Source organism: Neorhizobium sp. P1_A6 (assembly GCF_056406795.1).
This window is the reverse complement of sequence record NZ_JBFTZM010000001.1, coordinates 519,360-543,235: the sequence shown is the minus strand read 5'-3', so window position 1 is coordinate 543,235 and position 23,876 is coordinate 519,360. Positions and strand designations below refer to the sequence as shown.

The following is a 23,876-nucleotide window of genomic DNA, read 5'->3' as shown; positions in this document are numbered from 1 at the left end:
AACAAGCCCATGAAGATCGCCGGTTTCCAGATGCAGCCCGTCGTCGGAGACATCGAGGCAAACCTCGCCAAGATCGAGACCGCTGCAGAAGAGGCCGCCGCCCAGGGCGTCGCACTGCTGATCACTCCGGAACTGGCCCTGACCGGTTATGGCGCGGCGGAGAAATTTCCCGATCTCGCCACGCCCGCGCACAGCGAGGTGACCGGCCGGTTGTCGCAGATCGCCTCAAAACATGGCGTGGCGATCGTCGCGGGTTTTGCCGAAAAGACCTTCGAAAACACCTTCAACAGCGCCTTCTTCACCGACGGCATGGGGCAGACGGCGGTCTACCGCAAATGCAATCTCTACGGCCCCTATGAGCGCAAATGGTTCGCCCAGGAGGACCGCCGCCAAGTTCTGGTGACGCTCGGCGGTATCAGGCTGGGGTTCCTGATCTGCTACGATGTCGAGTTTCCGGAAAACGTCCGGCAGCTCGCGAAAGGCGGCGCCGATCTCGTCGTGGTGCCGACGGCGCTGCCGACCGGCTGGTCCGGTCAGTTCATCGCAGAGCACATGATCCAGGTCCGCGCCTTCGAGAACCAGGTGTTTGTCGCCTATATCAACCACTCTGGTTCAGACGCCCTGTTCGCCTATGCCGGCCTGTCGCGCATCGCAGCACCCGACGGCAAGCTGATTGCCGAGGCGCCCGCCGAGGGCGAAGCCCTGATCATCGCCGAGGTCGATCCGGCGGCCTACACCCGGTCGAGGGCGGAAAACACCTACCTCGCCGATCTCGTGTGAACTCCAGGCCGACCGGAGTAATCGACCCCAAGTCAATAAGACCTTAGCCAAACTCCCATTTCCTTTGATAATGTTGTATAGCATTCGGCGTTACAGCATTCCGGGGGGAGGCATGACACGTATATTCCGGGCGCCGGCCTTTTATATTCAAGGCCCGGGAGCCCTGAGCCAGCTCGGCGAAAAGGCGGCGACGCTCGGCCGTTCGGTCGTGGCGATTTGCGACGCCATGGTGCTTCCGCATATCGAGGCGGATCTCACCGAGACCCTGAACCGGCAGGACATCACGCCAACCGTCATCCCCTTCGACGCGGATGTCACCCACAGGCAAATGGACCGCCTGGCCGAAATGGTGCGCGCCAGGGGCGGCGAAGTGGTTGTCGGCATCGGCGGCGGGCGCACGCTCGACGTCGCCAAGGGTGTTTCTCGCCGCACCGGCCTGCCCTTCGTCAGCGTACCGACGGTCGCGTCCACCGATGCGCCCTCGACCCGCGGCATCGTCATCTATGACGACCACCACAGGATGGTCGCCGTCGAGCAGATGAACCAGAACCCGGCTTTCGTGATCGTCGATACGGCGATCATCGCCAAGGCCCCTGCCCGGCTGCTGCTCGGCGGCATCGGCGATGCGCTGACCGCAAAGTTCGAGACGGAAGGCGCCTGGAAGGGCACCGGCCTTTCCAAGCAGGGCACGCGGCCCTTGAAGACCGGCGTGATGCTCGGCGACGTCTGTTACCGGATGCTGCTCGAACACGGACCGGGTGCCATGCGGGTGGCCGGCACCGGCGAGGTGACGCCGGATCTCGAAGCCGTCGTCGAGGCCATCCTCTGGCTCAGCGCCGTCGCCTTCGAAAATACCGGTCTCTCCATTGCCCATGCGGTCGCGACCGAGCTCGGCGCGATCGAGCCGGTGCGAAAACAGTCGCTGCATGGCGAACATGCAGCCTACGGCACGCTGGTGCAGGCGATGGCGGAAGGCCGTCCCGAGGACGAACTGACGACCCTGTTCGGCTTCTATGACGAGATCGGCATGCCGCGCCGGCTTGTCGACCTCGGCATGCCCGATATCGGCGATGCGGCGATCGAAAATCTTGGCGCAGCCTGCGCAAAAAGCCCGTTCCTGGTCAACCAGGAGCGGATGCTCAATGCCAAGGATCTGGCCGCCGCCTTTAGGGCTGTGGAAAACTACGTTTAAAGCGGGCTCGACCTGCTACAGATATAAATATAATCAACTGGGAACACAGGGGATTTAGGATGCCGTCAGATAAGACCAAGGCGCCGGAGGAATGGACCCAGCGCCGCATTCAATCGATCGAGGTCGGCTTCCAGGTCATTCGCGCCATGGAGGCGGCGAACGGCCCGCTGCCGCTGCGCGATATCGCAGCCGCCGCCGGCATGCCGCCCAGCAAGGCGCATCTCTACCTCGTCAGCTTCGTCAAGGAGGGCGTCGCCTTCCAGGATCCGGTCACCGGGCATTACGGGCTTGGCCGTTTCGCCATCCAGCTCGGCCTGTCGGCCATCCGCCAGCTCGACGTGGTGGAATTTGCCCGCGAAGAACTCGCAGCGCTGCAGCGCAGCGCCGGCTTCGCCACCTATCTTTCGCTCTGGGGTGATCGCGGCCCGGGTATCGTTTCCAAGGTGGATGGCGAGCGGCAGGGATCGCTTGCCGTGCGCCTCGGCTACGTGCTGCCGCTCCTGACGTCGGCGACCGGCCAGGTCTTCCTCACCTATCTCGACGAGAGCGAGACCATGGCGGTGCGGCAGGACGAAATTGCTGCGGCCAAGCGGGATTCGTGGGATGACGCAGCCTCGCTCTCGCCGCGCGTCACCACCACCAAGGAAATCCAGAAGATTATCGAGACCGTGCGCCACCAAGGTTATGCGATGACGGTCAACAGCATCAATTCGAGCTTTGCCGCCATCGCCGCGCCGGTCTTCGATTATAGCGGCCGGATCGTCGCGACCATGACCGTGCTCGGTTCCGACAAGCAGCTCGCCGGCCCCCGCAAAAAACCGACGATCGACGCCCTGATGGCCGCCGCCCACCGCCTTTCCGAACGGCTCGGCGCGCCCGGACGCGGGGCAAAGGGCGAGGACAAAGTCAAGCCGCCCGCGCCGCCGAAGCCGACAAGGGCGAAAAGTACGGCGGGACGATAGGCGGATCTCCCCCACAAAGGGAGGAGATCAGGAGAGCCCGCGGCAATCCCAATGCAATTGACCCGGCCAAATTAATTAGTATACCTTACGATCTTGGCTGGAGGAGCCGAGGAGGAGGATTTCATGCAGGAGATTGCTGCGGCCACCGTTGCGAAACGGGAAGAATTTTATGAGCGGCTCAAGCCGCACAATATGGCGCCCCTCTGGGAAGTGATGAAGGGCATGCTGCCGCCGGAGCCGGCCTCCAAGGCGCAGGCGCATCGCTGGCGTTACGACGACATCCGGCCGCTGATCCTCGAATCCGGCAGCCTGCTGACCGCCGAAGAGGCGGAGCGCCGGGTGCTGATCCTCGAGAACCCCGCCTTCCCGGCCCAGTCGCGGGCCACCTCGACGCTTTATGCCGGCATCCAGATCATCATGCCGGGCGAAGTGGCGCCGGCTCACCGCCACACGCCGTCGGCGCTGCGCTTCATGCTGGAAGGTTCGGGCGCCTATACGACCGTCGGCGGCGAGCGCACCCGCATGGCGTTTGGCGATTTCGTCATCACGCCCGTCTGGGCCTGGCACGACCACGGCAATGACGGTTCCGACCCGGCCGCCTGGCTCGACGGTCTCGACGTGCCGATGATCGCCTTTTTCGAGGCGGTGTTCCGCGAGGATTCCGACGACACCGAACAGGAACTGCTTCGGCCCGAAGGCGACTCGCTTGCCCGTTTCGGTTCCGGCATGATGCCGATCGGCGGCACGAGCCCCTATGGCCAGACGACGCCGATCTTCAACTATCCCTACGAGCGCAGCCGCGAAGCACTTTACCGCGCCTCGCGTGGCGAGGCGGTCGACGCCCATATCGGCACGACGTTGCGATACTCCAATCCGCTCGACGGCGGCTGGACGATGCCGACCATGTCGGCCTGGCTCAGTCATTTCCCGAAGGGCATGGAAACCGCAAAGATCCGCTCCACGGACCATATCGTCATGTGCATCGCCGAAGGTACCGGCTCGATCACGATCGGCGCGAAAACCTTCGATTTCGGCCCCAAGGACGTGATTGTCGTGCCCGGCTGGTCGTGGCGCTCGTTCAAGGCGAACGAGGACGTCGTCGTATTCTGCTTCTCCGACCGCGTGGCGCAGGAGAAGCTCGGCTATTTCCGCGAAGACCGCACCCGCGTCTGAGCGAACGAGATCAGGGAGAGAAATCATGCGTTTTTGTCGCTATGACAATAATCGTCTCGGCGTGGTCGTCGGCGATCAGGTGAAGGACGTCACGAGCGTCCTCGACCGCCTGCCGAACTATCGTTACCCCTTTCCCCATGGCGACCAGTTCATGGCCCATTTCGCCCAGCTGCGGCCCGTCATGGAAGAGATGGCGAAGACCGCGGCTTCGAAGCCGCTGTCCGAGGTCGCGCTGCTGAGCCCGATCGCCAATCCCGGCAAGATCGTCGGCGCCCCGGTCAACTACCGGCTCCATCTCGACGAAGTGCTGGACAGCGACCAGCTGCACCACGGCATGAAGATCAAGCCGATCGCCGAGGCCGGCGTATTCCTGAAGGCGGTGAGCTCGCTGGTCGGCCCCTCGGAAGGCGTCGTGGTCGATTGGGCGGATCGCCGCACCGACCACGAGATCGAGCTCGCCGTCATCATCGGCAAAAAAGGTTTTCGCGTGTCGGAAGCCGATGCGCTGGATTACGTTGCCGGTTACGCGATCTGTTACGACATCACCATCCGCGGCCCCGAAGAGCGCAGCTACCGCAAGTCGCTCGACACGTTCAGCGTGCTCGGCCCTTATATGGTCACCGCAGACGAGATCCCGAACCCGAACAATCTCGATTTCGAACTGACAATCGGTGGCGAGAGCCGACAGAAATCGAACACCAGGATGCTGATCTTCAACGTCCAGAAGCTGATCGAATTCGCCAGCAAGGCCTACACGCTTTATCCGGGCGACATCATCATGACCGGCACGCCGGAAGGCGTCGCACCGATCGCCCCCGGCGACGTGCTGCACGGCACGTTCGAAGGCATCGGCGCGATGGACGTGAAGGTCTACGGCAACTGGGACAAGACATGAGTTCGGAGCTGAACCCATCGGCAGAGAGGGACGGCCATGCCGTCCTTCTCGACGGTGTCGTCGGCATCCGCATCCGCCGCCTGCAGGCGCTGTTCGGCATCCACTGGCAGAACTGGTTTCGCGCTCGCTCGCTCGCCGTCACGCCGGTCCAGGGTGGCGTGCTGCTCCTGATCCGCCGTTATCCCGGCATCAGCCAGATCGCGCTCGCAAGGCGGCTGCGCATCGAACCGCCGACGCTGGTCCAGACGCTTAGTCCCCTCATCAAACACAAACTCGTCGAACGCGACCGCGCCGCCGATGACGGCCGCGTCTCCGAACTGCGGCTCACCAAGGCCGGGCTGGACGCCGCCGCACTGGTGGAAACCTCGCTGCCGCAGCACGAGGCCGACCTGCTGCGGTTTTTGTCCGTCGAGGAGCGGCAAGCGTTTCTGGAACTGCTCGACAAGGCGATTGCCGGCGCTGAGGCGGCGATCGAGGCGCAGGAGAAGGCGGAGTAGCGGGACTCGATACGGCGGCCCTAAGCTGCCCTCGTTCTCCTTTCCTTTATGGAGAGCCATCCCAACCTCTCCGCAGCTATCCAACCTCTCCGTCGTCATCCTCGAGCTCGACCCGAGGATCCATCCACGCGAAGTCCTTCGCGTGAAATGAGCCCTTCGCCGCAGACGCGGCGCTGAATCCTCGGGTCGAGCCCGAGGATGACGGCGTGGTTGGGCAGCCGCCACCGATTTTGAACCAGCGCATAACCCAACGCCATTTCCCAATTGCCACATAACAGGCAGCCTGATACGTTCCGAACATCTGGGAGGAGCTAGATCATGCGGTCATGGCAAGTATTTGAAGCATCGGAAGTGCTCCAGGAGATCGAGCAGCCGAACCCGCAGCCGGTGGGCTCGGAGGTCGTCGTTTCGGTGTCTCATTGCGGGCTTTGCCATTCGGACCTGACCCTGTGGAAGGGCATTTTCGACATGGGCGACAAAAAAGTGTCGATCGACAGTATCGGCATGCAGCGCCCGCTCACCCTCGGCCATGAAATCCTCGGCACCGTCACCGCCATTGGCCCCGATGCGACGGACGTGAAAGTTGGCGATAGAAGGCTCGTCTATCCGTGGCTCGGTTGCGGCGCGTGCGAAACCTGCCGTGCCGGACAGGAGAACCTCTGCATGCAGGGCCGGCCGCTCGGCATGCGCAGGCCCGGCGGGTTCGGAAGCCATGTAGTGGTGCCGCACAGCCGTTACCTGATCGATACCGGAGATCTCGACCCGGCGCTTGCCGCCACCTATGCCTGCTCCGGCCTCACCGCCTATTCCGCCATCCGCAAGGCGATGCCGGTTCGCCCGGACGAGGCGATCGTCGTGGTCGGCGCGGGCGGGCTCGGCCTCAGCGGCATCGTCATCCTCAAGGCGCTCGGGCACGAAAACATCGTGGTGGTCGACGTTTCCGAAGAGAAGCTGAAGATCGCCTCGGATGCCGGCGCCCACAAAACCGTGCTTGCGACCGGCGACGACGTGACGACGAGGATCGTCGATGCGGTCGGCCGGCCGGTGCGCACCATCATCGATTTCGTCAACAACAGCCAGACGGCAGCCTTTGGCTTCCCGGCGTTGGCACGCGGCGGCCGCATCATCATGGTCGGCATGTTCGGCGGGCAGCTCACCATCCCGACCATGCGCATGGCGCAAGGGGGCCTGAGCCTGATCGGCAGCATCACCGGCTCGCTGCAGGAATTGCAGGATCTGGTGGAGCTTGCCAAAAGCGGAAGGCTCGACGCCATCCCCTACGAGGCCGTCCCGAAAGCATCGATCAACGACGCGATGAGCCGGCTCTCCAAGGGCGCCGTCAGGGGCCGCATCGTTCTGGAGGAGGAGCCGGCGTGAGTGCACAGCAGGGCGAAATGACCGAAGCCCCGATGATCGAGGTTTGGCGCGGCAGCGTGCGCCAATGGGAAGTGGACGAGAACGCCCACTGGAACACCCAGTATTACGTCGCCCGCGCCAATGAGGGCCTCGCGGTTCTGTTCGGCCTCAACGGCCTGACGGGCCTGTTCTCGCCGACGTCGGCCACAACGATCGCCTATAACGAACATCATATCCGTTTCCATCGCGAAGCGCATGCCGGCACGTCGCTGCATATGACAGGCGGTTTCCTCGAGATCGGCGAGACGACGGCGTTTGCGGTGCTGATGCTTTACAACAGCCATTCCGGCCAGCTTGCCGCGAGCTTCAGGGTCCGGCTGACCCATGTGGATACGGCCGACCCCAAGACGCCCCTCCCCTGGCCAGCGGCCTTCCGCGAAAAGGCCTCCGCCTCGCTGGTCGACGCTCCCAGGGAGGCACTCGCCCGCGGCACCGGCAATGAGCCGGTGACGATCAGCGCCTCACGCGACCGGGCAATCACGCTCGGCCTGAAACGCACCGCGATGAGCCTGATCGAACCGGAGGCCTGCGACGCATTCCACCGCCTCGCCCCCCAGAAATTCATCGGCGCGGTCGGCGGCGGGGTGAAGCAGCTCACCGGCCCGATCCGCGAAATCGTCAGCAAACATGCCGAAACGCCGCCCGGCAAGGTGGGCGGCGCGGTGCTGGAATTCCGCATCCTTTATGGCGAAACGCCGCGTCTCGGCGGCTGTTTCGAGATCTGGGGCGGATTGCAGAAAACCGACCAGCGGGCCATGTCGTTGATCTTCTGGATGGTCGATCCCTTCACCGGCCGGGTATTCGGCACGATGCAATCGGTCGCTGTCGTGTTCGATCTCGATGCACGGGCGATCGTGCAAATCTCGCCGGCGGCCACGGAGGCGCTGGCTCCGCTGGTGACCGAAGGTCTGGCGCTTTAGGCGGCCGCTCTTGGGAACCGCGTAGACCCGAGGCAGTTCAGGCTCTCACCTCGAAGATCATGTTGAATGGAGTTTCGCTCGCCCGTCGGAAGTGCGAATAGCCGGCGTCGAGCACCACCTTGCGAAGCTTCATCTCTCCAGCCTGCGCTCCAAGGCCAAGGCCTACCTCCTGTGCCATGGAGGCGGGGGTGCAGATCATCGTCGAAGCGCCGTAATAAACGCGCCCGACCGGGTTGAGATTGTCCTTCAAACCGTCATGCGCGAAGGGTTCGACGATCATCCAGGTGCCACCCTTCGCCATCGTCTCACGGATATGACGGCCCGCTCCGACCGGATCGCCCATATCGTGCAGGCAGTCGAACATGGCGACGAGATCGTAGTTGCCGCCGGGGAATTCCTTCGCCGAAGCCTGATGGAACGTCACCCGGTCGCCGACGCCAGCCTCCTGCGCCGCACGCTTTGCGCGTTCAATGGAGGGGGCATGGTAGTCGAACCCGTGGAAATGCGACTTCGGAAAGGCCTTGGCCATGAGGATCGTCGAGGCGCCATGGCCACAGCCGACGTCGGCGACCTCCGCCCCTCGTTCCAGCTTTTCCCTGACGCCTTGAAGCGCCGGAATCCATTCGTCGACCAGGTGGCTGTTGTAGCCGGGCCGGAAGAAGCGCTCGGTGCCCCGGAAGAGGCAGGTGCTGTGCTCATGCCATCCGAGCCCGCGGCCAGTGCGGAAGGCTTCCTCCACCTTCGGCTCGTCCATCCACATCGACTGGACGATTTCGAAAGCGCCCCCGAAAAAGGCGGGGCTGTCCTCATTGGAAAAAACCATCGCCTGCTCGGGCGTCATACCGAACTTGTTCGATTTTTCATCAAACGTGACGTAGTCGGCCGCAGCCATGGCAGCGAGCCATTCGCGCACATTGCGCTCGGTCAGCCCCGTCGTTTCCGCTATTTCCATCGAGGATCGCAGCCGTCCGTCCATCATTGCCCGGAACAGGCCGAGATGGTCGCCGAGCACGACGAGAACACCGGACACGCCAGCGCCGAGATCGCCCACCAGCCGACCGACAAGTGCATCGAGTTTCTGCATATCAGGTTCCTGCATGGCACCCTCCATAGATACCGTCAGCCCCCAGCCCAATGGGTTTTACCCAAAGCGATCCTACGCCGGGTCCGCACCCGGTCAATGAAGCATTCGGACTAGGTGGCCGATCAGAAGGCTTAACTCCCCGAGACATGACAGCATTATTCCGCATCCCTTCTCCCCAACGGGAGAAGGTGCCGGCATGTGGATGAAAGGGATCCTGGCTACGATCTATGTCAGCGGAACTTTTCCGCCGTCGCAACGCAGTTGATCAGTGCGGCCAGTTCCTTGCGGGAGGCGAAGGAGGTTTCCGGGCTCATCGAGAGAAATGCCTTGATGCCGCGCACGGTCGGCACCGAGTTCTTCTCGAGCTGGCCGACCACGCGTTCGACTTCGGCGTCGATACCGGCATCGGCGACCGTGATGCCGACGATGCCGAGCACCTTGGCTTCCGTCGCGGGGATCACGTCGCGGGTGAGCACCATGCGGGAAAGCGTAGCGCGGGAAACCCGGTCGGCGAGCGCGTTGAGTACCAGCGTCGGGGCGATGTCGTGGTTCATTTCCGGCACCTGGAAAGTGGCGCTTTCGGCAGCGATCGCCACGTCCGCGAGAGCCGCGATGGCGCAGCCGACGCCGGCGGCCCTGCCGCGGATGGCGGTGATGAACGGAACCGGGATTTCGCGCAGCACTTCGTAAAAATCGAGGACCGGATCGGAGATCGCGGTGCGCAGGTCGAGCGCCGTGGCGCGAGAACCGGCAGCCGGCATGGCGGCGCTGCGGCCGGTGCAGAAATCGCCGCCCTTGGCGTTCATCAGCACGACGCGGGTTTCCGGCGACAGGGATTTCAGCGCAGCGGTGATGGCCTGCGCCATCTCGGGCGTCAGCGCATTGCCCTTGTCGGGACGGTTGAGAGTGATCTCGAGGACGTTCCCCCGGGTATTGATCAGGACGTCGGACAATGCTTTCTCCTCACGCTTCTTGTTTGGCTTTCGCCGCCCGGATCGCTTCCCATATACGGGAGGGCGTTGCCGGCATTTCGATATGGGTGACGCCGAGATCGGCGAGCGCATCGGTGATGGAGTTGATCGTCACGCCGAGCGACGGTGTCGTACCACCCTCGCCGCCCGGACGGAAACCGAGCGGATGGCTTTTGGCCGGCACTTCGCTGATATGGGTGTCGAAGCTCGGGAAATCGGAAGCACGCGCCACCTGATAGTCCATGAAGGTGGCCGACAGGTTCTGGCCTGTCTCTTGGTCGTAATGCGACCATTCGAACAGCGCCTGGCCGACACCCTGGACGATGCCGCCATGGGTCTGGCCGTCGACGATCATCGGGTTCAGCGCCTTGCCGACGTCGTCGACGGTCGAATAACGCGGGATATGGAAGAACCCGGTTTCCGGATCGATCTCGATTTCGCAGACCGCGGCACCGTAGGGATAGGCAAGCCCGTGGGTGGTCTCGTCGGAGATCGCGGCAAGCGTGCCCCGCAGCTCGTCCGGCAGGCCGAGATCGTTTTCGGCAGCCTGTGCCACCTCGAACAGGCTAACGACGCCGTTCGATCCGCGGGCGCGAAAATGGCCGTCTGTGAAGTCGATCTCTTCCGGCGACACATTCAGCATGAAGGCGGCGATCCTGCGGCCGCGCTCGATCATCTCGGCGGTCGCCTTGTGCATGACGATACTCGCGAAGCGCAGCGAGCGTCCGGAATGCGAACCGCCGCCGGCCGAGACGAAATCCGTATCGCTGGCGCGGATCTGAACGACCTCGTGGGAGATACCTAGGAAGGAGCCGACGAGCTGGGCGAATGCCGTTTCATGCCCCTGCCCCGTATTCTGGGTGCCGATCACGACATCGACGATGCCGGCGGTCGGATCGATGGTGATCTCGGCGCGTTCGCGCGGCACGCCGCTGGTGCCCTCGATATAGTTGGAAAGGCCGATGCCGCGATACATGCCGCGTTTGCGGGCTTCAGCGCGGCGCGCCTCGAAGCCTTTCCAGTCGGCCATCTCGAGGACCTTGTCCATGCAGCCGATATAGTCGCCATTGTCGTAGGTGACGCCCATCGGGTTGGAATAGGGGGAAGCCTCTTCCGGGATCATGTTGATGCGGCGCAGCTCCACCCGGTCGAAACCGAACTTGCGGGCGGCAAGGTCGATCATCCGCTCGATGATGTACATGGCTTCCGGACGGCCGGCGCTGCGATAGGGGATGGTCGGCACGGTATTCGACATCGCCGCGCGGAATTCCACATGCGCGACCGGCACGCGGTAAAGGCTGGTCATCAGCTGGATGCCCTTGTTGAGGGGCGTGTAGGACACCGTATGGGCGCCGATATTACTGGTATTGACCGAGTGGAAGGCAAGGAATTTGCCGTTTTCGTCGAGTGCAAGCCTGGCCTTCACATGCAGGTCGCGGCCCTGAAAATCCGACAGGAAGGCTTCGATGCGTTCCGCCTGATGTTTGACCGGCCGGCCGGTGAGCTTGGCGGCGTATGGCAACAGCACGAATTCCGGATAGGTGGCGTTGCGGGTGCCGAAATTGCCGCCGACATCGCGGGGCGCGACAACGCGCACGAAGGCCATGTCGACGCCGAGAGACGCAGCGATCTGCTCGCGCATCATCACGACGCCATGACCGCCGGAGGCGTGGATGGTGAATTTTCCGGTCTCCGGGTCGTATTCGGCGGCGGAGGAACGCGGCTCCATGTGGACGCCGGTGACGCGCTGCGCCCAGCTGGTAAATTCGAGGACATGAGCTGCCTTGGCGAAAGCCTCTGCGGTGCCGGCCCTGTCGCCGACTTCGCCATCCATCGCCTTGTTGCCCGGCACATGGTCCCAGAGCTGCGGCGCACCTTCTTCCAGAGCGTCGACGCCGCGCACGACGGAGGGTAGCTCCTCCCAGTCGATCTCGATTGCCTCGGCGGCATCCTTGGCGAGATTGGTGCTTTCGGCGATCACCATGGCCACCGCCTCGCCGACGAAACGGGCACGGTCGGTCGGCAGCGCCTGGTGATGGGTGCGGGCACGCTCGGTGCCGTCATGGTTCTTGATGCGGATGTCGGAGCCGAACTGCGAACTGCCGATCGCGTGCGGAATCGGCGCAATGCCGGCGGCAACGATATCCTCGCCGGTCAGAACGGCGAGCACGCCGGGCATGTCGCGGGCGGCGGACGTGTCGATGCTGCGGATGATCGCATGGGCATGCGGCGAGCGCACGAAGGCGGCATAGGCCGTGTTTTCGAATTTGAGGTCGTCGGCATACTGGCCCTTGCCGGTGATCAACCGGTTGTCTTCCTTGCGCCTGACGTCTTCACCGATCATGCCATTCCTCCCATTCACATCGTCCCACATATCCCGGACGATGGCATTCCGCATGCGGCTCTTGGGCCTTCCTGAAGCGAAACGCAAATCAATTCATAATAGACACATTATATCCGTCAATGTTGAAAATTACAGCTTGCGAAAATTGCCTGTAAAGCCTTTCTCTTTCGACGACAGCCGAGCGCCCACCGGAATGAGGGAAAACGCAATGTCCCTACAAGAAAAAAGGCCCAGACCGAGGTCTGGGCCAAGCTCCCCTGGGAAGGGAATGGTGTCAGGCGGCCTCCGGTCCCTGGTTGAGCACGTAGCCAGGGCCACGCTTCAGGAAGTCTGTCCAGAGCCGCAGTGTACGTTCCGGCTGATCGACCTCGATCGAATGGGCGGCGTCGAAGATGAAAGCGCGTTGCGACGTCGGGATGTTGCGCTTCAGGTGTGCGCCGGCCTCCGCCGGGACAACCTTGTCTTCAGTGCCGAGCAGGATCAGCGTCACCGCCTCGATCGAGGGCAGGCGGGCACTCAGTGCCTCGTCAACCTGAATGTCATTGGCGAGGCGCTCGTAGGTTTTGCCGTTGCTGGCCATGACATCCGGCGACTTCGGCGTCGACTTGATCTTCTGCGGATGGGCGTAGAGCGCCTTGAAACGCTCTTCCGGATCGGCAGGCAAACCGCCCTTGCCTTCGAAGCGGAACCCGGCCGGGACGCCGAGGATCAGGTGGTCGACCATTTTCGGGTGCTCGGCGGCAAGCCACAAAGCCGACCAGCTGCCGAAGGACGAGCCGATCACATCGAACCGCGGGCCGACCAGCTTTTCGGCGAACTCGGCGACCATGGCCACCCAGTCCCTCACGGTCTTCAGGTTTTCGTTGCCCTCGGTGCCGTCGAAGCCCGGGCAGATCGGCGCATAGACCGTGTGGTTCGCAGTCAGCGCCTTCAGCGGCTCGGTCAGCATGACACCGCCGGCGGCGTGCAGGTAGACAACCGGCTGCCCCGTGCCGCCGACATGGTAGGAGAGCCTGCCGCGGGAAAGCTCGATCGTCTTCAATTCAAAGCTCATGGATCAAACTCCTCTTACAGACCAGCAACTTCGGGGGCGACGCGGTCGCGGAACAGTTCCATGCCGCGGCGAACGACGCTGCCCGGCATGTTGCCGACCTTGATCGTCAGGTTCAGCAGGCCGCAATCGAGTTCCTGGCGCAGGCGCTTGATCTGTTTGATGACCGATCGAGGGCTGCCGCAGATGATCGAACCGGCTTCGATCTGTTCTTCCACCGTACGGCCGCGCAGCGTTGCGAGGCGCTTCTGGAAATTCTCGCCGGCATCGGCCTCGGTGTAGTAGCGGCTCTGCCCGAGCACGAGCTGCTGGGCGGAGCGCTGCGGGCGCATCAGCGTCTGGTGGAAATAGGTCTGGGCGGCGGCCATGTGGTGCCTGGCCGCCTCGTCCGTATCGGCAATGCAGATCTGCTGGCCGACCAGGATATCGTCCGGCGTCGGTTCCCAGCCGTAGGAGCGGGCGGTCTTCTTGAAATTCTCGACAGCAGCCTTGGCGATCGACAGGTCCTGGATCAGCGTGATGCCCATGATGGCGCGCATCTTGGCGACGAATTCGGCCGATTCCGCGTTGCTGGCGGACATCAGGATGCGCGGATGCGGCTTCTGGATCGGCTTCGGCCAGATCGAGATAGCCGGGAACCGATAGTGCTCGCCTTCCCAGCCGAAGGGCTCGTCCTCGGTCCAGCACTTGATGATCAGCTCGGTCGCCTCCCGCAGCCGGCTGCGGGATTCGCTCGGGGGGATGTTGTAGGCGATGTATTCGTGCGGGATGCCGCGCAGGAAGCCGGCGACGAGGCGGCCGCCCGACATCACGTCGATCATCGCATATTCTTCAGCGACGCGGACCGGGTTCAGCAGCGGCAGCAGGTTACCGACGATGGCGATCTTCGCCTTGGACGTCTGGCGGGCGAGCGCGCCGGCGATCAGGTTCGGGTTCGACATCAGGCCGTAAGGGCTGAAATGGTGCTCGTTGCAGCCCACCCAGTCGAAACCGTAATTCTCGGCATCGACCATCTCGTCGATATATTCGTTGTAGAGCGCCTGGATTCGGGTGCTGTCGATCCCGTGGGTGCTGACCGGCCATTCATGCGGCAGCTTGTTGTAATCGGGATAAGGCATCAGGTGGAAGAAGTTGAACTTCATGGAAAGCTCCGCTGGGACCGCCGCCGGATGAGGGCAACGGATCCGACGATGGGGATTGAAAATTGGATCAGTTGCTGGCGACGAGGCGCGGCGCGGCATCTCCGACGCGGCTTGCCATCATCATTTCGGCAAAGCTGACAACCTGCGAGGCGACGATTTCAAGCGGCTGGGCGACCTCGCGGCGGGCCGGTTTACCGTCGACGAAAGGTTTTTCGTTGGACTTGATAGTCGCCGCGTAAGGGGTCGGCCAACCGCGCAGCGCATGCACGATCGAGCGCAGCCCAATCAGCGTCGAGCCAAGCGCCTGGTCGCCGGCAGCGCAGATAATGCAGCCAACGGCGCGGCCCTCGAAATAGGAGCGGGCGTCCTCGCGCATGTCTTCCGTATAGTCGATGACGTTCTTGATCATGCCGGACATGCCGCCGTGATAGCTCGGCGTTGCGATGACGATGCCGTCGGCGCGACGAAGGGACTGAAGAAGATTAAGGGCGGCCGGCGTGCGGTCCGTCACGCCCGGATCGAAGAGCGGCAGTTCGAGCGCCGTGCCGCAGATGAGGTCGGTTTCCGCGCCGGCCTTTTCGGCCGCGGCGAGGCAATGGCGCAGGGCGAGCTCGGAGCTCGAGCCGGGGCGCTGGGTTCCGCCGATACCGACGATAAAAGGTTTGCGGGCTTGAGTCATGGTGGTCTCCTCCCTCGGCCGTAGCCGATTGCCTTGTCAGGCCTCCTGAAGAAATACTTGTATACCTTTTATGCGAGAGTCAAGGCATAACCATCGTATAAGAGCTTGCCACGCTAGTCTGGTATACACTTTTTGGCGATAGACGATTGTCATATTTTCCCGCATCATCATCACGACAAGGAAAGGTGGCCGCTTGACCAAGGAGACAACCAGAGACGATGCCAAGGACGGGGCAACGCAGAGCGCTGTCGAAACTGCCTATCACCGTATCCGGCATCTGATCCTCACCGGCGAGATGCGCTCCGGCGACAAGCTGCTCGAAAACCAGCTTGCCGCCGCGATCGGGGTGTCCCGCACGCCGATCCGCGAGGCGTTGAACCGGCTGAGCGCTGAGGGCCTGGTGGTGCTGGAACGTTACCGGCGGGGGATCGTCGCGGATTTCTCGCTCGACGACGCGATCGAGATCTTTCGGCTGCGCGCCATTCTCGAAGGCCATGCGACCAGCCGCGCCGCCACACGCATTTCGGAAGCCGACCTGCAGCGGCTGCAGGAGTTGGAACGACTGATGGAGACCCAGTTCGAGGAACTCGGCTGGAACGAGCACCTCGAAGGTTTCGACAGGCTCAACGCCGAATTCCATGCGGTGATCGCCGCCGCCGCCGAAAGCCCGCGGCTCGAAAAGATCCTGGCCTCTTCGCTGGAACTGCCGGCCTCGATCTTCAACCGTTACTCGGAGCCGGTCGAGGTGCGCACCCGCCGCACCCATGCCCAGCACCGGGAAATCCTCGCGGCGCTCAAGGCCCGCAATCCCGAATGGGCGCAGGCGGCGATGAACGCCCATCTCTTTTCGCTCTTGCCGACCGCTTCGGGCTCACTGGAGCATGAAGACGGGGCGAAATGAGTGCGGTACCTGCTACCGGTTGGTGGCCATCCACAGGACGTGGCGGCCGCCGCGCTTGCCGTTGGCGCGCACGAAGACTTCCTCGGCGGCAAACCCCGCATCCCGCAGCCGGCGGGTAAAGGCGGCATCCGGCGCCGACGACCAGACGGCCAGGACGCCATTTTCGCGTAGTGCAGCCTTGGCGGCCCGGAGCCCGGCGTGATTATAAAGGCTGTCGTTGGAGGCCCGCGTCAGCCCGTCGGGGCCGTTGTCGACATCGAGCAGGATCGCATCGTAAGCGGCATTGCGCGACCGGATCAGCGCCCCGACATCGCCGACATGAATATCGACACGCGGATCATCGAGCGTGCCCTCGTGAAATTCCGCCATCGGCCCGCGCGCCCAGTCGACCACCGCTGGCACGAGTTCCGCAACGGTGACCCTGGTATCCTCCGGCAAAGCGCCCAAGGCTGCCCGCAGCGTGAACCCCATGCCGAGGCCGCCGATCAGCATCCGGGCATTCTTCCGCCCGGAAATCCGCTCGCAGGAGAGTGTCGCCAGCGCCTCTTCCGAACCGCTCAGCCGGCTGTTCATCAACTCCGTCGAACCGAGCATGATCGAAAACTCGGCGCCGCGCTGCTTCAGGCGCAATTCGCCGCCTTCGCCGGGTATGGTTGCACGGTCGAGCTGGATCCAGGGAAGCATCGGCATGTCTCATTGTCTTGCGTGAGGCCTCCTAACACAGACCTCATGCGAAAAACACAGCTATGCATTCCGTCATCGTCGAATGGACAGCCAAAGGGAAATCGAGCCTATGGACACGTTGAAGGGAGGTCGTTCAGCCTCCGTCGCCCGGCTTCCAGCCGATCGGCGGAGGTGGAAATGTAAGTGCCTCGATCAGCACGGGGACGAACTTTTCAAGTTCGTGATCGGTAAGCTCCGGGTAACCGTCTCCGTTCGGAAGGTCATCCGTGCACGCGTCGTCGTTTTTTGGATTCATGTCTCGCCCCAGCCCGCGGCGAACATGCATGGAATTTGGCAAATAGCATCACCTTTTCGATGCCGTACTGCAAAAATAAAAAGGCCCGCGCCTTTTTCCCCCTGCGCGGGCCTCTCCTAAGCCGGTACCTCTTCTACGTTCGGCTTAGGATGTCATCATTGTACTCCCGACTGCGAAGTCCTCAACTCGTCCAAAGGACCTAGCGCAAGGGGTATAGCCCCGAGGGGGTAGCGGCCGGCTTTTTTGGGGCGCCGGCCGCTGAGACCGCATCGACTGGGGGGTGACAATTGCGCGGTCCTACGCCTCAAATGATGGCATTCACAACCGCACATCAAGCTGAACCTTGGGTGATATGGCTACGCCCAAAGGCTTCATAGCGTTACCAAACTCATCAAATCGGCGCCCCCCTCAAGCCGCCGTCCTGGATGTCGCGTTGCGCAGATACGGCATGACCTCCCTGGAATAGATCTCCATGTTCTTACGGGTTAGCTCGGCCGGTAGGGTGCCGAACTGCAGAAGCGTCAAGAGATGACCGAAGCCGATCTGGGCCTGGTACTCTTCCAGCTTCTCGCGCACCGTCGCCGGGCTGCCGCAGATGAATTTGCCCTCTTCGATGACGCTGTCGATCGTCTGCTTCATCGCATGGCCGGCCTTGGCCGACATCGCCCCGACCATCGACTTTACTGAGGTGTAGCCCGGCGGCAGCAGCATCTCCATCGGCATGCGCAGGAACTTCTGCAGGAAGGCCTCGATATGCTCCTTGGCTTCGCGGCGGGCGATCTCGTCGGTCTCGGCGACGTAAAGCGGCAGTGACCAGCCGAGCTGATCTTCGGTCGCCTCGTAGCCGTAGCCGGCCGCAACGTCCTTATACATCTTCATGTAGCGGGCGACGGTAGAGACCGAGGCGAAGGTCTGGAGATAGGTGTATTTGCGGTCCGGATGGGCCGCCCATTCGATCGTCTCGCTGGAACCCTGGCTCGGGATCCAGATCGGCGGGTGCGGATTGTCCTGGTAGACCCGCGGCCAGACGTTCACGTATTCGAAATTGTAGTGCTTGCCTTCGAAGACGCTCGGGCCGGGTTGCGTCCAGGCCTGCAGGATCAGGTCATGGGCTTCCTGGAAACGCTCATGTGAAAAGGCCGGGTTGACGCCCCAGGAATGGTATTCGGCGCCGATGCCGCGCACCATGCCGGCGATCAGGCGGCCGCCAGTAATGTTGTCGACCATCGCGAATTCTTCCGCCACGGTCAGCGGGTTGTTGAGGAGCGGCAGCGCCCGGCCGAGAATGGCGATCTTGACGTTCTTGGTGCGGCGGGCGAGCGCGCCGGCCATGACGCCCGGGATCGGCATCAGGCCATAGGCGTTCGAATGGTGCTCGTTGACGCAGATGCCGTCGAAACCAAGCTGGTCGGCATATTCGAGCTCGTCCAGGTAACGGTTGTAGAGCTGGTGGCCCTTCTTCGGATCGTAATAGGTGTTCGGCAGGGTGACCCAGGCGGAGTTGTGCTTCTCGTCATAGGACAGATCGAGATCCGCATAGGGCATCAGGTGCATGAAGTAGAATTTCATCGCGTAACCTCCCCGATGAAGCCATTGACCAGTTCAACGAAACGGTCGGCCTTTTCGATCTGCGGCACATGTCCGCAATTCTCGACGATCTCGAGCCGCGAATTGGGAATGAGGTCGCGCCAGGCCGGAGCGTAACCGACCGGCATCGCCTTGTCGTCGTCGCCCCAGATGATCAGCGCCGGCACGGATACGCGATGCAGCCACTTGTGCAGGTGCGGATTGAGGAAGCGCGGCTCCCAGGCGAGTTTCGCCGACGTGAGCTTGTTCCTGAGAAGGATTTCCATCCCCTCCTTCGACGGTGGCGGGGCGGCCAGCATCGCTTCCGCAAACGCCTGGTCGTGGAAGAGGTTGCGGGCGGTCTCCTCCGGGCTCCACATGAAGACGTCGCCCTTGCGCACGCCCTTCACCCGGATGCCGGCCGGCGCCACGACGGTCAGGGTGCCGAGTTTCGTCGCATTGCGGACGGCGATCTCCGCCGCCAGCCATCCGCCGATCGACTGGCCGACCAGGTTGACCTTCTCCAGGCCGAGATGGTCGAGGACGTCCAGATAAAAGAAGGCGAGGTCGGAAATATTGTCCAGCCATTCCGGATCGTCGGAGGCGCCGAAACCGGGATGTTCCGGCACGATCACCTCATGGGTTTCGGAGAGCTTCTCCATGAAGGGCAGCCAGCGCGAGGCGCCGCTCGCACCATGCAGGAAGAGCAGCGGAGCGCCCTTGCCTCCCCGCATGAGCCGGATCTTCGTGCCGGTGACGGTTTCAAAGCTTTCGGTAAAGCTCATCGGTGTTTCACCCTCCCCGGGACCTGACAACCGTTAAGGCAGGCGCTCCTCTGCACCCGCGAATGGCGGCAATCTGTATAACCTTTCGGGGAGGGTCAATATGACTCTGTCAAATTTTGATTGATAATAGCAAATTTCTAACTTGCATCTTCGACAATTGCATACAAGGTTGGAGCCGCTTGGGTGGGTGATTTCGCTTGATCAGGCGTGGGCGACCACCGTCCGCCCCTCATCCGGCTAACGCCACCTTCTCCCCGTTCTTGACGGGGAGAAGGGATATGCCGCACCGTCGCCGCTCCCCCTCGCCCCGCGTGCGGGGAGAGGGTCGCCGAGCGTCGCGGAGGCGGGGTGAGGGGCTGTCACGGCGCCCAGGAGACTAAGGGAGGACAAAAAATGCAGGCGGAAAAACTGTTTGATCTCAAAGGCCAAATCGCCGTCGTCACCGGTGCGGCGAGCGGCCTTGGCCTTGCCATCACCAAGACGCTGGCGGCCAATGGCGCGCATGTGGCGCTGCTCGATCTCAACCCCGAGACGCTTGCCGCCGCTTACCAATGGCTGAACGGCCAGGGCTTTTCCGCCGAAAGCCATCAGGTCGACGTCTCCGATAGCGCGAGCCTGCGCAACACCATCGATGGCATTGCCGAAAAACACGGGCATCTCGATATCCTCGTCGCCAATGCCGGCATCAGCGGTGGGCCGAATTCCCGCACGGAAGCCGGCGCGATCGAAAATGTCAGCGACGAGCTGTGGAACCGGGTGGTGGATGTGAACCTCACCGCCACTTTCGTCGCCATCCAGTCCGCCGCCAGGCATATGAAGAAACAGAGACAAGGCCGTATTGTCGCAATCGCCTCGATCGCCGGCATGCGCGGCGATCCGATGACCGGTTACGCCTATGCATCCAGCAAGGGCGCCGTCGTCAACCTCGTCAAGCAGGCCTCGTGGGAGCTGGCGCCCTATAACGTCCTCGTCAACGGCATCGCCCCCGGCCCCTTCCGCACCAATATCGCCGGCGGCCGCATCCGCGAACCGGAGGTGGAAAAGGCCTTTGCCGACACGGTGCCGCTCGGCCGCATTGCCGAGACGGACGAGATCATGGGCCTCGCCCTGCTTTTGGCATCGAAGGCCTCGAGTTTCATGACTGGCGCGGTAATCCCGATCGACGGCGGTACGGTCGCTATTTGAGCCGACGTGAATGTCGGAATTGACAATATCAGGCTCCCTGCTTTATCCCCTTGAAGTGGACGAGGAAGCCGGGTCTGAGAAAAGCCCGAAATTGACGAATGCCAGACGCACTCGTCTGATGAAAACGGAGGAGACGACCATGAACATCGCGACCAACCCAGACCGCTCGTCCGACGCTTACCAGTCCGCGCGTCTCCTGATCGATGGGGTCTGGCTGGAGAATGGCGACCGCAAGACGCAGCCTCTCATCAATCCGGCCACCGAAAAAGCGATCGGCGTTGTGCCGCATGCGACGGCGCAAGATCTCGACCGGGCGCTCGAAGCCGCAAGCCGAGCCTTCCCGCTATGGCGCGCGACGAGCCCGCGCGAGCGTGGCCGCATCCTGAAGCGCGCAGCCCAGTTGATGCACGACCGGCAGGAAGAGATCGCCACCCTTGCCACTCTCGAAATGGGCAAGCCGATCGCCGAAGCGCGGCTGGAAACCCATTTCGCCACCGAAGAAATGGAGTGGTTCGCCGAGGAAGGCCGCCGCACCTATGGCCGCGTCATTCCCGGCCGCATCGGCGAAACCCGCTTTCAGGTCGTCAAGGAACCGGTCGGCCCGACCGCCGGTTTTTCGGCGTGGAACTTCCCGGTCGGCAATGCCGCCCGCAAGATGGGCTCGGCGCTCGCTGCCGGCTGTACGATGATCTACAAGCCCGGCGAAGAGGCCCCGGCGTCTGCCGCGGCCGTCGCCCAGTGCCTTATCGATGCCGGTGTTCCGGCCGGTGTCATCGCCGTCGTCTACGGCGTGCCGGACTTCATCTCCCGCCACCTGCTCGCCTCGCCGATCATCCGCAAGATCTCGTTTACCGGCTCGGTCCCGGTCGGCCAGCACCTCATCCGGCTTGCCTCGGAAACCTTGAAGCGCACCACGATGGAGCTCGGGGGCCATGCGCCGGTGCTCGTCTTCGACGATGCCGACCAGACCGCCGCACTCGACATGTCGGTGCAGCGCAAGTATCGCAACGGTGGGCAGGTCTGCGTTTCGCCGACCCGCTTCTACGTGCAGGACAAGTCGTACGACGCCTTCTGCGCCGGTTTTGCCGAGCGCGCTTCCAAGATCAAACTCGGCGACGGCCTCGATCCGGCGACCGGCATGGGACCGCTGGTCCACGGCCGCCGCCGCGATGCGATCGAGGCGCTGGTGCAGGACGCCACCTCCAAGGGCGCCAAGCTGCTCGCCGGCGGCCATCGCGTTTACAACGAAGGCTTTTTCTATGCCCCGACCGTTCTCGCCGACGTGCCGAGCGATGCGCGGATCATGAGCGAGGAGCCCTTCGGCCCGGTCGCCGTGCTCAACCGCTTCTCGGATTTCGACGATGCGATCACCAAGGCGAACGAACTGCCCTACGGCCTTGCGGCCTATGCCTTCTCCAATTCGCACAAGACCATCGCAAAACTTTCCGATGCGCTGGAAGCGGGCATGGTCGGCATCAATTCCTTCAATATCTCCATGCCGGAAACGCCATTCGGCGGGGTGAAAGCGAGCGGCCACGGTTCCGAAGTCGGGATCGAGGGCGTCGATGCCTACATGGTCACAAAGACGGTCAGCATCACCTGAGAGCTTCGGGTCCAGAGAGCTTCCAAGAGGACAAGAGAATGAAACACGAAAAACCGACCGGCACATTCGCCGCCGAGGCCGTTCTGACCCACATGAAGGCCGCAGGCATCGACGTCCTGTTCGCCAACGGCGGCACCGACTTCCCGTCGATCATCGAGGCGTTTGCCCGCCAGCCGGAAACCGGTCTGAAAATGCCGGAAGCGCTGGTCATCCCGCATGAGGGCGTCGCTGTCGGCATGGCGCACGGCTATTATCTGATGACGTCAAAACCGGCCGGCGTCATCGTTCACGTCAATGTCGGACTTGCCAACTCGGTCATGGGCCTGATCAACGCGCGGTCCGAAAACGTGCCTGTCATGATGTTTTCCGGCCGCACGCCGATCACCGAACACGGCCGTTTCGGCTCGCGTTCCTCGCCGATCCATTGGGGCCAGGAAATGTTCGACCAGGGCGGCATGGTCCGCGAAGTGGTCAAGTGGGACTATGAACTGCGCTATCCGGAACAGGCGGGCATCGTCATCGACCGCGCCATGAGCATCGCCATGAGCGAGCCGCGCGGTCCCGTCTATCTGAGCCTGCCGCGCGAGGCGCTGGCCGAAGGTGCGGAGGTCGAGATCAGTCACCGTTCGACAGTCACCCCGACCACCTACGGCCCGGCCGATCCGGAATTGGTCGCTCAGGCTGCCGACCTGCTCGCCAAGGCAAAAAACCCGCTGATCATCACCCAGAGCCCGGAACTCGCTGCGGATTTCGAGCCGCTCGCCGGCTTCGTCGAAAAGTTCGCGCTGCCGACAATCGAGATGTGGGCAACCCGCCTGGCACTGCCGAGCGACCACCCAATGATGATCGGCCGCGACTCGACCCAGGTCCTGAAGGAAGCCGACGTCGTGGTCGTGATCAATGCCGCGGTACCGTGGATTTCCGACCATACGGACATAGCCGAAGGCGCCAAGGTCATCGCCATCGGTCCGGACCCGCAGCATAGCCGCGTACCGATCCGCAGTTTTCCGATCGACATCGCGCTTGCGGGCGGCGTCAACAAGACGATCGCAGCGCTTGCCACTGCGATGGCCGAGCGCGTGCCGGCATCAGAAACCTTCTCCGAGCGCCGCGAAAAATGGGCGAAGATCAAGGCGGCCCAGGCCGAGGCCGCCGACAAGCGGGCCGCCATGGGCAGCGGCTCACCGATGACGCCGGCCTATGTCAGCCGCTGCATCTCCGATATTCTGGACGACAGGACGACTGTGGTGAACGAACTCGGCATTGATCCGTCGGTGATGAGCTTCAAATATCCGAAATCCTACTTCTCGACCCCGCTGTCCGGCGGTCTCGGCTTCGGCCTGACGGCAGCGCTCGGCGCCCAGCTTGGAGACCGCAGCCGCCAGGTGATCGCCACGATCGGCGACGGTTCCTACATGTTCGCCAACCCTGTCGCCTGCCACCAGACGGCAACCGCGCTGAAACTGCCGCTGCTGACGGTCGTCTTCAACAACGGTATCTGGAACGCCGTGCGCCGCTCGACCCTCTACATGTATCCGGATGGAAGTGCGGCGACCGCCAACACCATGCCGATCACCGCGCTCGATCCGGCTCCGGACTATGCCGCCGTCGCCCGCGCCCACGGCGCCCATGCCGAACGCGTCGAAACCGGCGCCGATCTGCCGGCGGCGCTGCAGCGGGCATCGGCCGCGACCAGGAGCGGCCAGCAGGCCATGCTCGAAGTCATGGTTTCGTACTAAGAGGCGTCGGTC

The 23,876-nt window shown here is 63.0% G+C and carries 22 protein-coding genes; 12 read left to right on the top strand and 10 right to left on the bottom strand.

The features are described 5' to 3' along the window. Nucleotides 1-9 precede the first annotated feature (9 nt). The 8 genes from AC1D3C_RS02505 to AC1D3C_RS02470 all read left to right on the top strand — a co-directional run bounded on the left by AC1D3C_RS02505 (nucleotide 10) and on the right by AC1D3C_RS02470 (nucleotide 7,835). Nucleotides 10-780: a carbon-nitrogen hydrolase family protein gene (locus AC1D3C_RS02505; RefSeq protein WP_477481756.1), complete on the top strand. Its 771-nt coding sequence runs from the start codon at nucleotides 10-12 to the stop codon at nucleotides 778-780. 112 nt (nucleotides 781-892) lie between these two features. Continuing rightward, nucleotides 893-1,972 (top strand): iron-containing alcohol dehydrogenase, encoded by a 1,080-nt coding sequence (locus AC1D3C_RS02500; RefSeq protein ID WP_477481755.1) that lies wholly within the window; start codon nucleotides 893-895, stop codon nucleotides 1,970-1,972. A gap of 59 nt (nucleotides 1,973-2,031) precedes the next feature. Next, nucleotides 2,032-2,934, top strand: a complete 903-nt coding sequence (locus AC1D3C_RS02495) for an IclR family transcriptional regulator (protein ID WP_477481754.1) — start codon at nucleotides 2,032-2,034, stop codon at nucleotides 2,932-2,934. 123 nt (nucleotides 2,935-3,057) lie between these two features. Beyond that, entirely contained in the window at nucleotides 3,058-4,107 is a 1,050-nt protein-coding gene (gene gtdA / locus AC1D3C_RS02490; RefSeq protein WP_477481753.1) for a gentisate 1,2-dioxygenase, read from the top strand. A 25-nt stretch (nucleotides 4,108-4,132) separates the two neighbouring features. Further along, nucleotides 4,133-5,002 carry a fumarylacetoacetate hydrolase family protein gene (locus tag AC1D3C_RS02485; protein ID WP_477481752.1) on the top strand — a complete coding sequence of 290 codons (870 nt, stop codon included), beginning with the start codon at nucleotides 4,133-4,135 and terminating at the stop codon, nucleotides 5,000-5,002. Next, complete coding sequence (locus AC1D3C_RS02480) at nucleotides 4,999-5,499, top strand: MarR family winged helix-turn-helix transcriptional regulator (RefSeq protein WP_477481751.1); 501 nt, start codon at nucleotides 4,999-5,001, stop codon at nucleotides 5,497-5,499. Before AC1D3C_RS02485 ends, AC1D3C_RS02480 begins: the two co-directional genes overlap by 4 nt. 318 nt (nucleotides 5,500-5,817) lie before the next feature. Beyond that, nucleotides 5,818-6,876, top strand: a complete 1,059-nt coding sequence (locus tag AC1D3C_RS02475) for an alcohol dehydrogenase (protein WP_477481750.1) — start codon at nucleotides 5,818-5,820, stop codon at nucleotides 6,874-6,876. Beyond that, nucleotides 6,873-7,835, top strand: a complete 963-nt coding sequence (locus tag AC1D3C_RS02470) for a thioesterase family protein (protein WP_477481749.1) — start codon at nucleotides 6,873-6,875, stop codon at nucleotides 7,833-7,835. Before AC1D3C_RS02475 ends, AC1D3C_RS02470 begins: the two co-directional genes overlap by 4 nt. 37 nt (nucleotides 7,836-7,872) lie before the next feature. Here AC1D3C_RS02470 and AC1D3C_RS02465 read toward each other — a convergent pair whose 3' ends face one another. The 6 genes from AC1D3C_RS02465 to AC1D3C_RS02440 all read right to left on the bottom strand — a co-directional run bounded on the left by AC1D3C_RS02465 (nucleotide 7,873) and on the right by AC1D3C_RS02440 (nucleotide 15,106). Then, on the bottom strand, nucleotides 7,873-8,934 hold the full coding sequence (locus AC1D3C_RS02465) for a class I SAM-dependent methyltransferase (protein WP_477481748.1): 1,062 nt from the start codon (nucleotides 8,932-8,934) through the stop codon (nucleotides 7,873-7,875). 215 nt (nucleotides 8,935-9,149) lie between these two features. Further along, complete coding sequence (locus tag AC1D3C_RS02460; RefSeq protein ID WP_247035959.1) at nucleotides 9,150-9,872, bottom strand: enoyl-CoA hydratase/isomerase family protein; 723 nt, start codon at nucleotides 9,870-9,872, stop codon at nucleotides 9,150-9,152. A gap of 10 nt (nucleotides 9,873-9,882) precedes the next feature. Next, the gene (locus tag AC1D3C_RS02455) at nucleotides 9,883-12,234 is read right to left on the bottom strand and encodes a xanthine dehydrogenase family protein molybdopterin-binding subunit (RefSeq protein ID WP_477481747.1); all 2,352 of its coding nucleotides are present in this window, start codon (nucleotides 12,232-12,234) and stop codon (nucleotides 9,883-9,885) included. Between the two features lie 274 nt (nucleotides 12,235-12,508). After that, a complete protein-coding gene (locus tag AC1D3C_RS02450; protein ID WP_477481746.1) occupies nucleotides 12,509-13,288 on the bottom strand; it encodes an alpha/beta fold hydrolase in 780 nt (259 codons plus the stop codon). Between the two features lie 14 nt (nucleotides 13,289-13,302). After that, on the bottom strand, nucleotides 13,303-14,427 hold the full coding sequence (locus AC1D3C_RS02445; protein WP_477481745.1) for an LLM class flavin-dependent oxidoreductase: 1,125 nt from the start codon (nucleotides 14,425-14,427) through the stop codon (nucleotides 13,303-13,305). A 67-nt stretch (nucleotides 14,428-14,494) separates the two neighbouring features. After that, the gene (locus tag AC1D3C_RS02440) at nucleotides 14,495-15,106 is read right to left on the bottom strand and encodes an NADPH-dependent FMN reductase (RefSeq protein WP_477481744.1); all 612 of its coding nucleotides are present in this window, start codon (nucleotides 15,104-15,106) and stop codon (nucleotides 14,495-14,497) included. A gap of 193 nt (nucleotides 15,107-15,299) precedes the next feature. Between AC1D3C_RS02440 and AC1D3C_RS02435 the strand changes: the two genes are divergently transcribed. Beyond that, a complete protein-coding gene (locus tag AC1D3C_RS02435; RefSeq protein ID WP_477481743.1) occupies nucleotides 15,300-16,007 on the top strand; it encodes a GntR family transcriptional regulator in 708 nt (235 codons plus the stop codon). Nucleotides 16,008-16,019: 12 nt separating this feature from the next. Here AC1D3C_RS02435 and AC1D3C_RS02430 read toward each other — a convergent pair whose 3' ends face one another. The 4 genes from AC1D3C_RS02430 to AC1D3C_RS02415 all read right to left on the bottom strand — a co-directional run bounded on the left by AC1D3C_RS02430 (nucleotide 16,020) and on the right by AC1D3C_RS02415 (nucleotide 19,337). Next, the gene (locus AC1D3C_RS02430) at nucleotides 16,020-16,691 is read right to left on the bottom strand and encodes a spermidine synthase (RefSeq protein ID WP_477481742.1); all 672 of its coding nucleotides are present in this window, start codon (nucleotides 16,689-16,691) and stop codon (nucleotides 16,020-16,022) included. Between the two features lie 133 nt (nucleotides 16,692-16,824). Beyond that, nucleotides 16,825-16,986 (bottom strand): hypothetical protein, encoded by a 162-nt coding sequence (locus AC1D3C_RS02425; RefSeq protein WP_477481741.1) that lies wholly within the window; start codon nucleotides 16,984-16,986, stop codon nucleotides 16,825-16,827. A 408-nt stretch (nucleotides 16,987-17,394) separates the two neighbouring features. Next, nucleotides 17,395-18,555: an LLM class flavin-dependent oxidoreductase gene (locus tag AC1D3C_RS02420; protein WP_040124067.1), complete on the bottom strand. Its 1,161-nt coding sequence runs from the start codon at nucleotides 18,553-18,555 to the stop codon at nucleotides 17,395-17,397. Beyond that, nucleotides 18,552-19,337, bottom strand: coding sequence for an alpha/beta fold hydrolase (locus AC1D3C_RS02415; protein WP_477481740.1), 786 nt, complete (start codon nucleotides 19,335-19,337; stop codon nucleotides 18,552-18,554). Before AC1D3C_RS02415 ends, AC1D3C_RS02420 begins: the two co-directional genes overlap by 4 nt. Before the next feature lie 393 nt (nucleotides 19,338-19,730). On the opposite strand from AC1D3C_RS02415, the gene AC1D3C_RS02410 reads away from it, so the two are divergent. From AC1D3C_RS02410 to AC1D3C_RS02400, 3 genes are all read left to right on the top strand, one after another. After that, nucleotides 19,731-20,522 carry an SDR family NAD(P)-dependent oxidoreductase gene (locus AC1D3C_RS02410; protein ID WP_477481739.1) on the top strand — a complete coding sequence of 264 codons (792 nt, stop codon included), beginning with the start codon at nucleotides 19,731-19,733 and terminating at the stop codon, nucleotides 20,520-20,522. A gap of 139 nt (nucleotides 20,523-20,661) precedes the next feature. Further along, a complete protein-coding gene (locus AC1D3C_RS02405) occupies nucleotides 20,662-22,125 on the top strand; it encodes an NAD-dependent succinate-semialdehyde dehydrogenase (RefSeq protein ID WP_477481738.1) in 1,464 nt (487 codons plus the stop codon). A 38-nt stretch (nucleotides 22,126-22,163) separates the two neighbouring features. Continuing rightward, nucleotides 22,164-23,864, top strand: a complete 1,701-nt coding sequence (locus tag AC1D3C_RS02400; protein ID WP_477481737.1) for a thiamine pyrophosphate-requiring protein — start codon at nucleotides 22,164-22,166, stop codon at nucleotides 23,862-23,864. Nucleotides 23,865-23,876 lie beyond the last annotated feature (12 nt).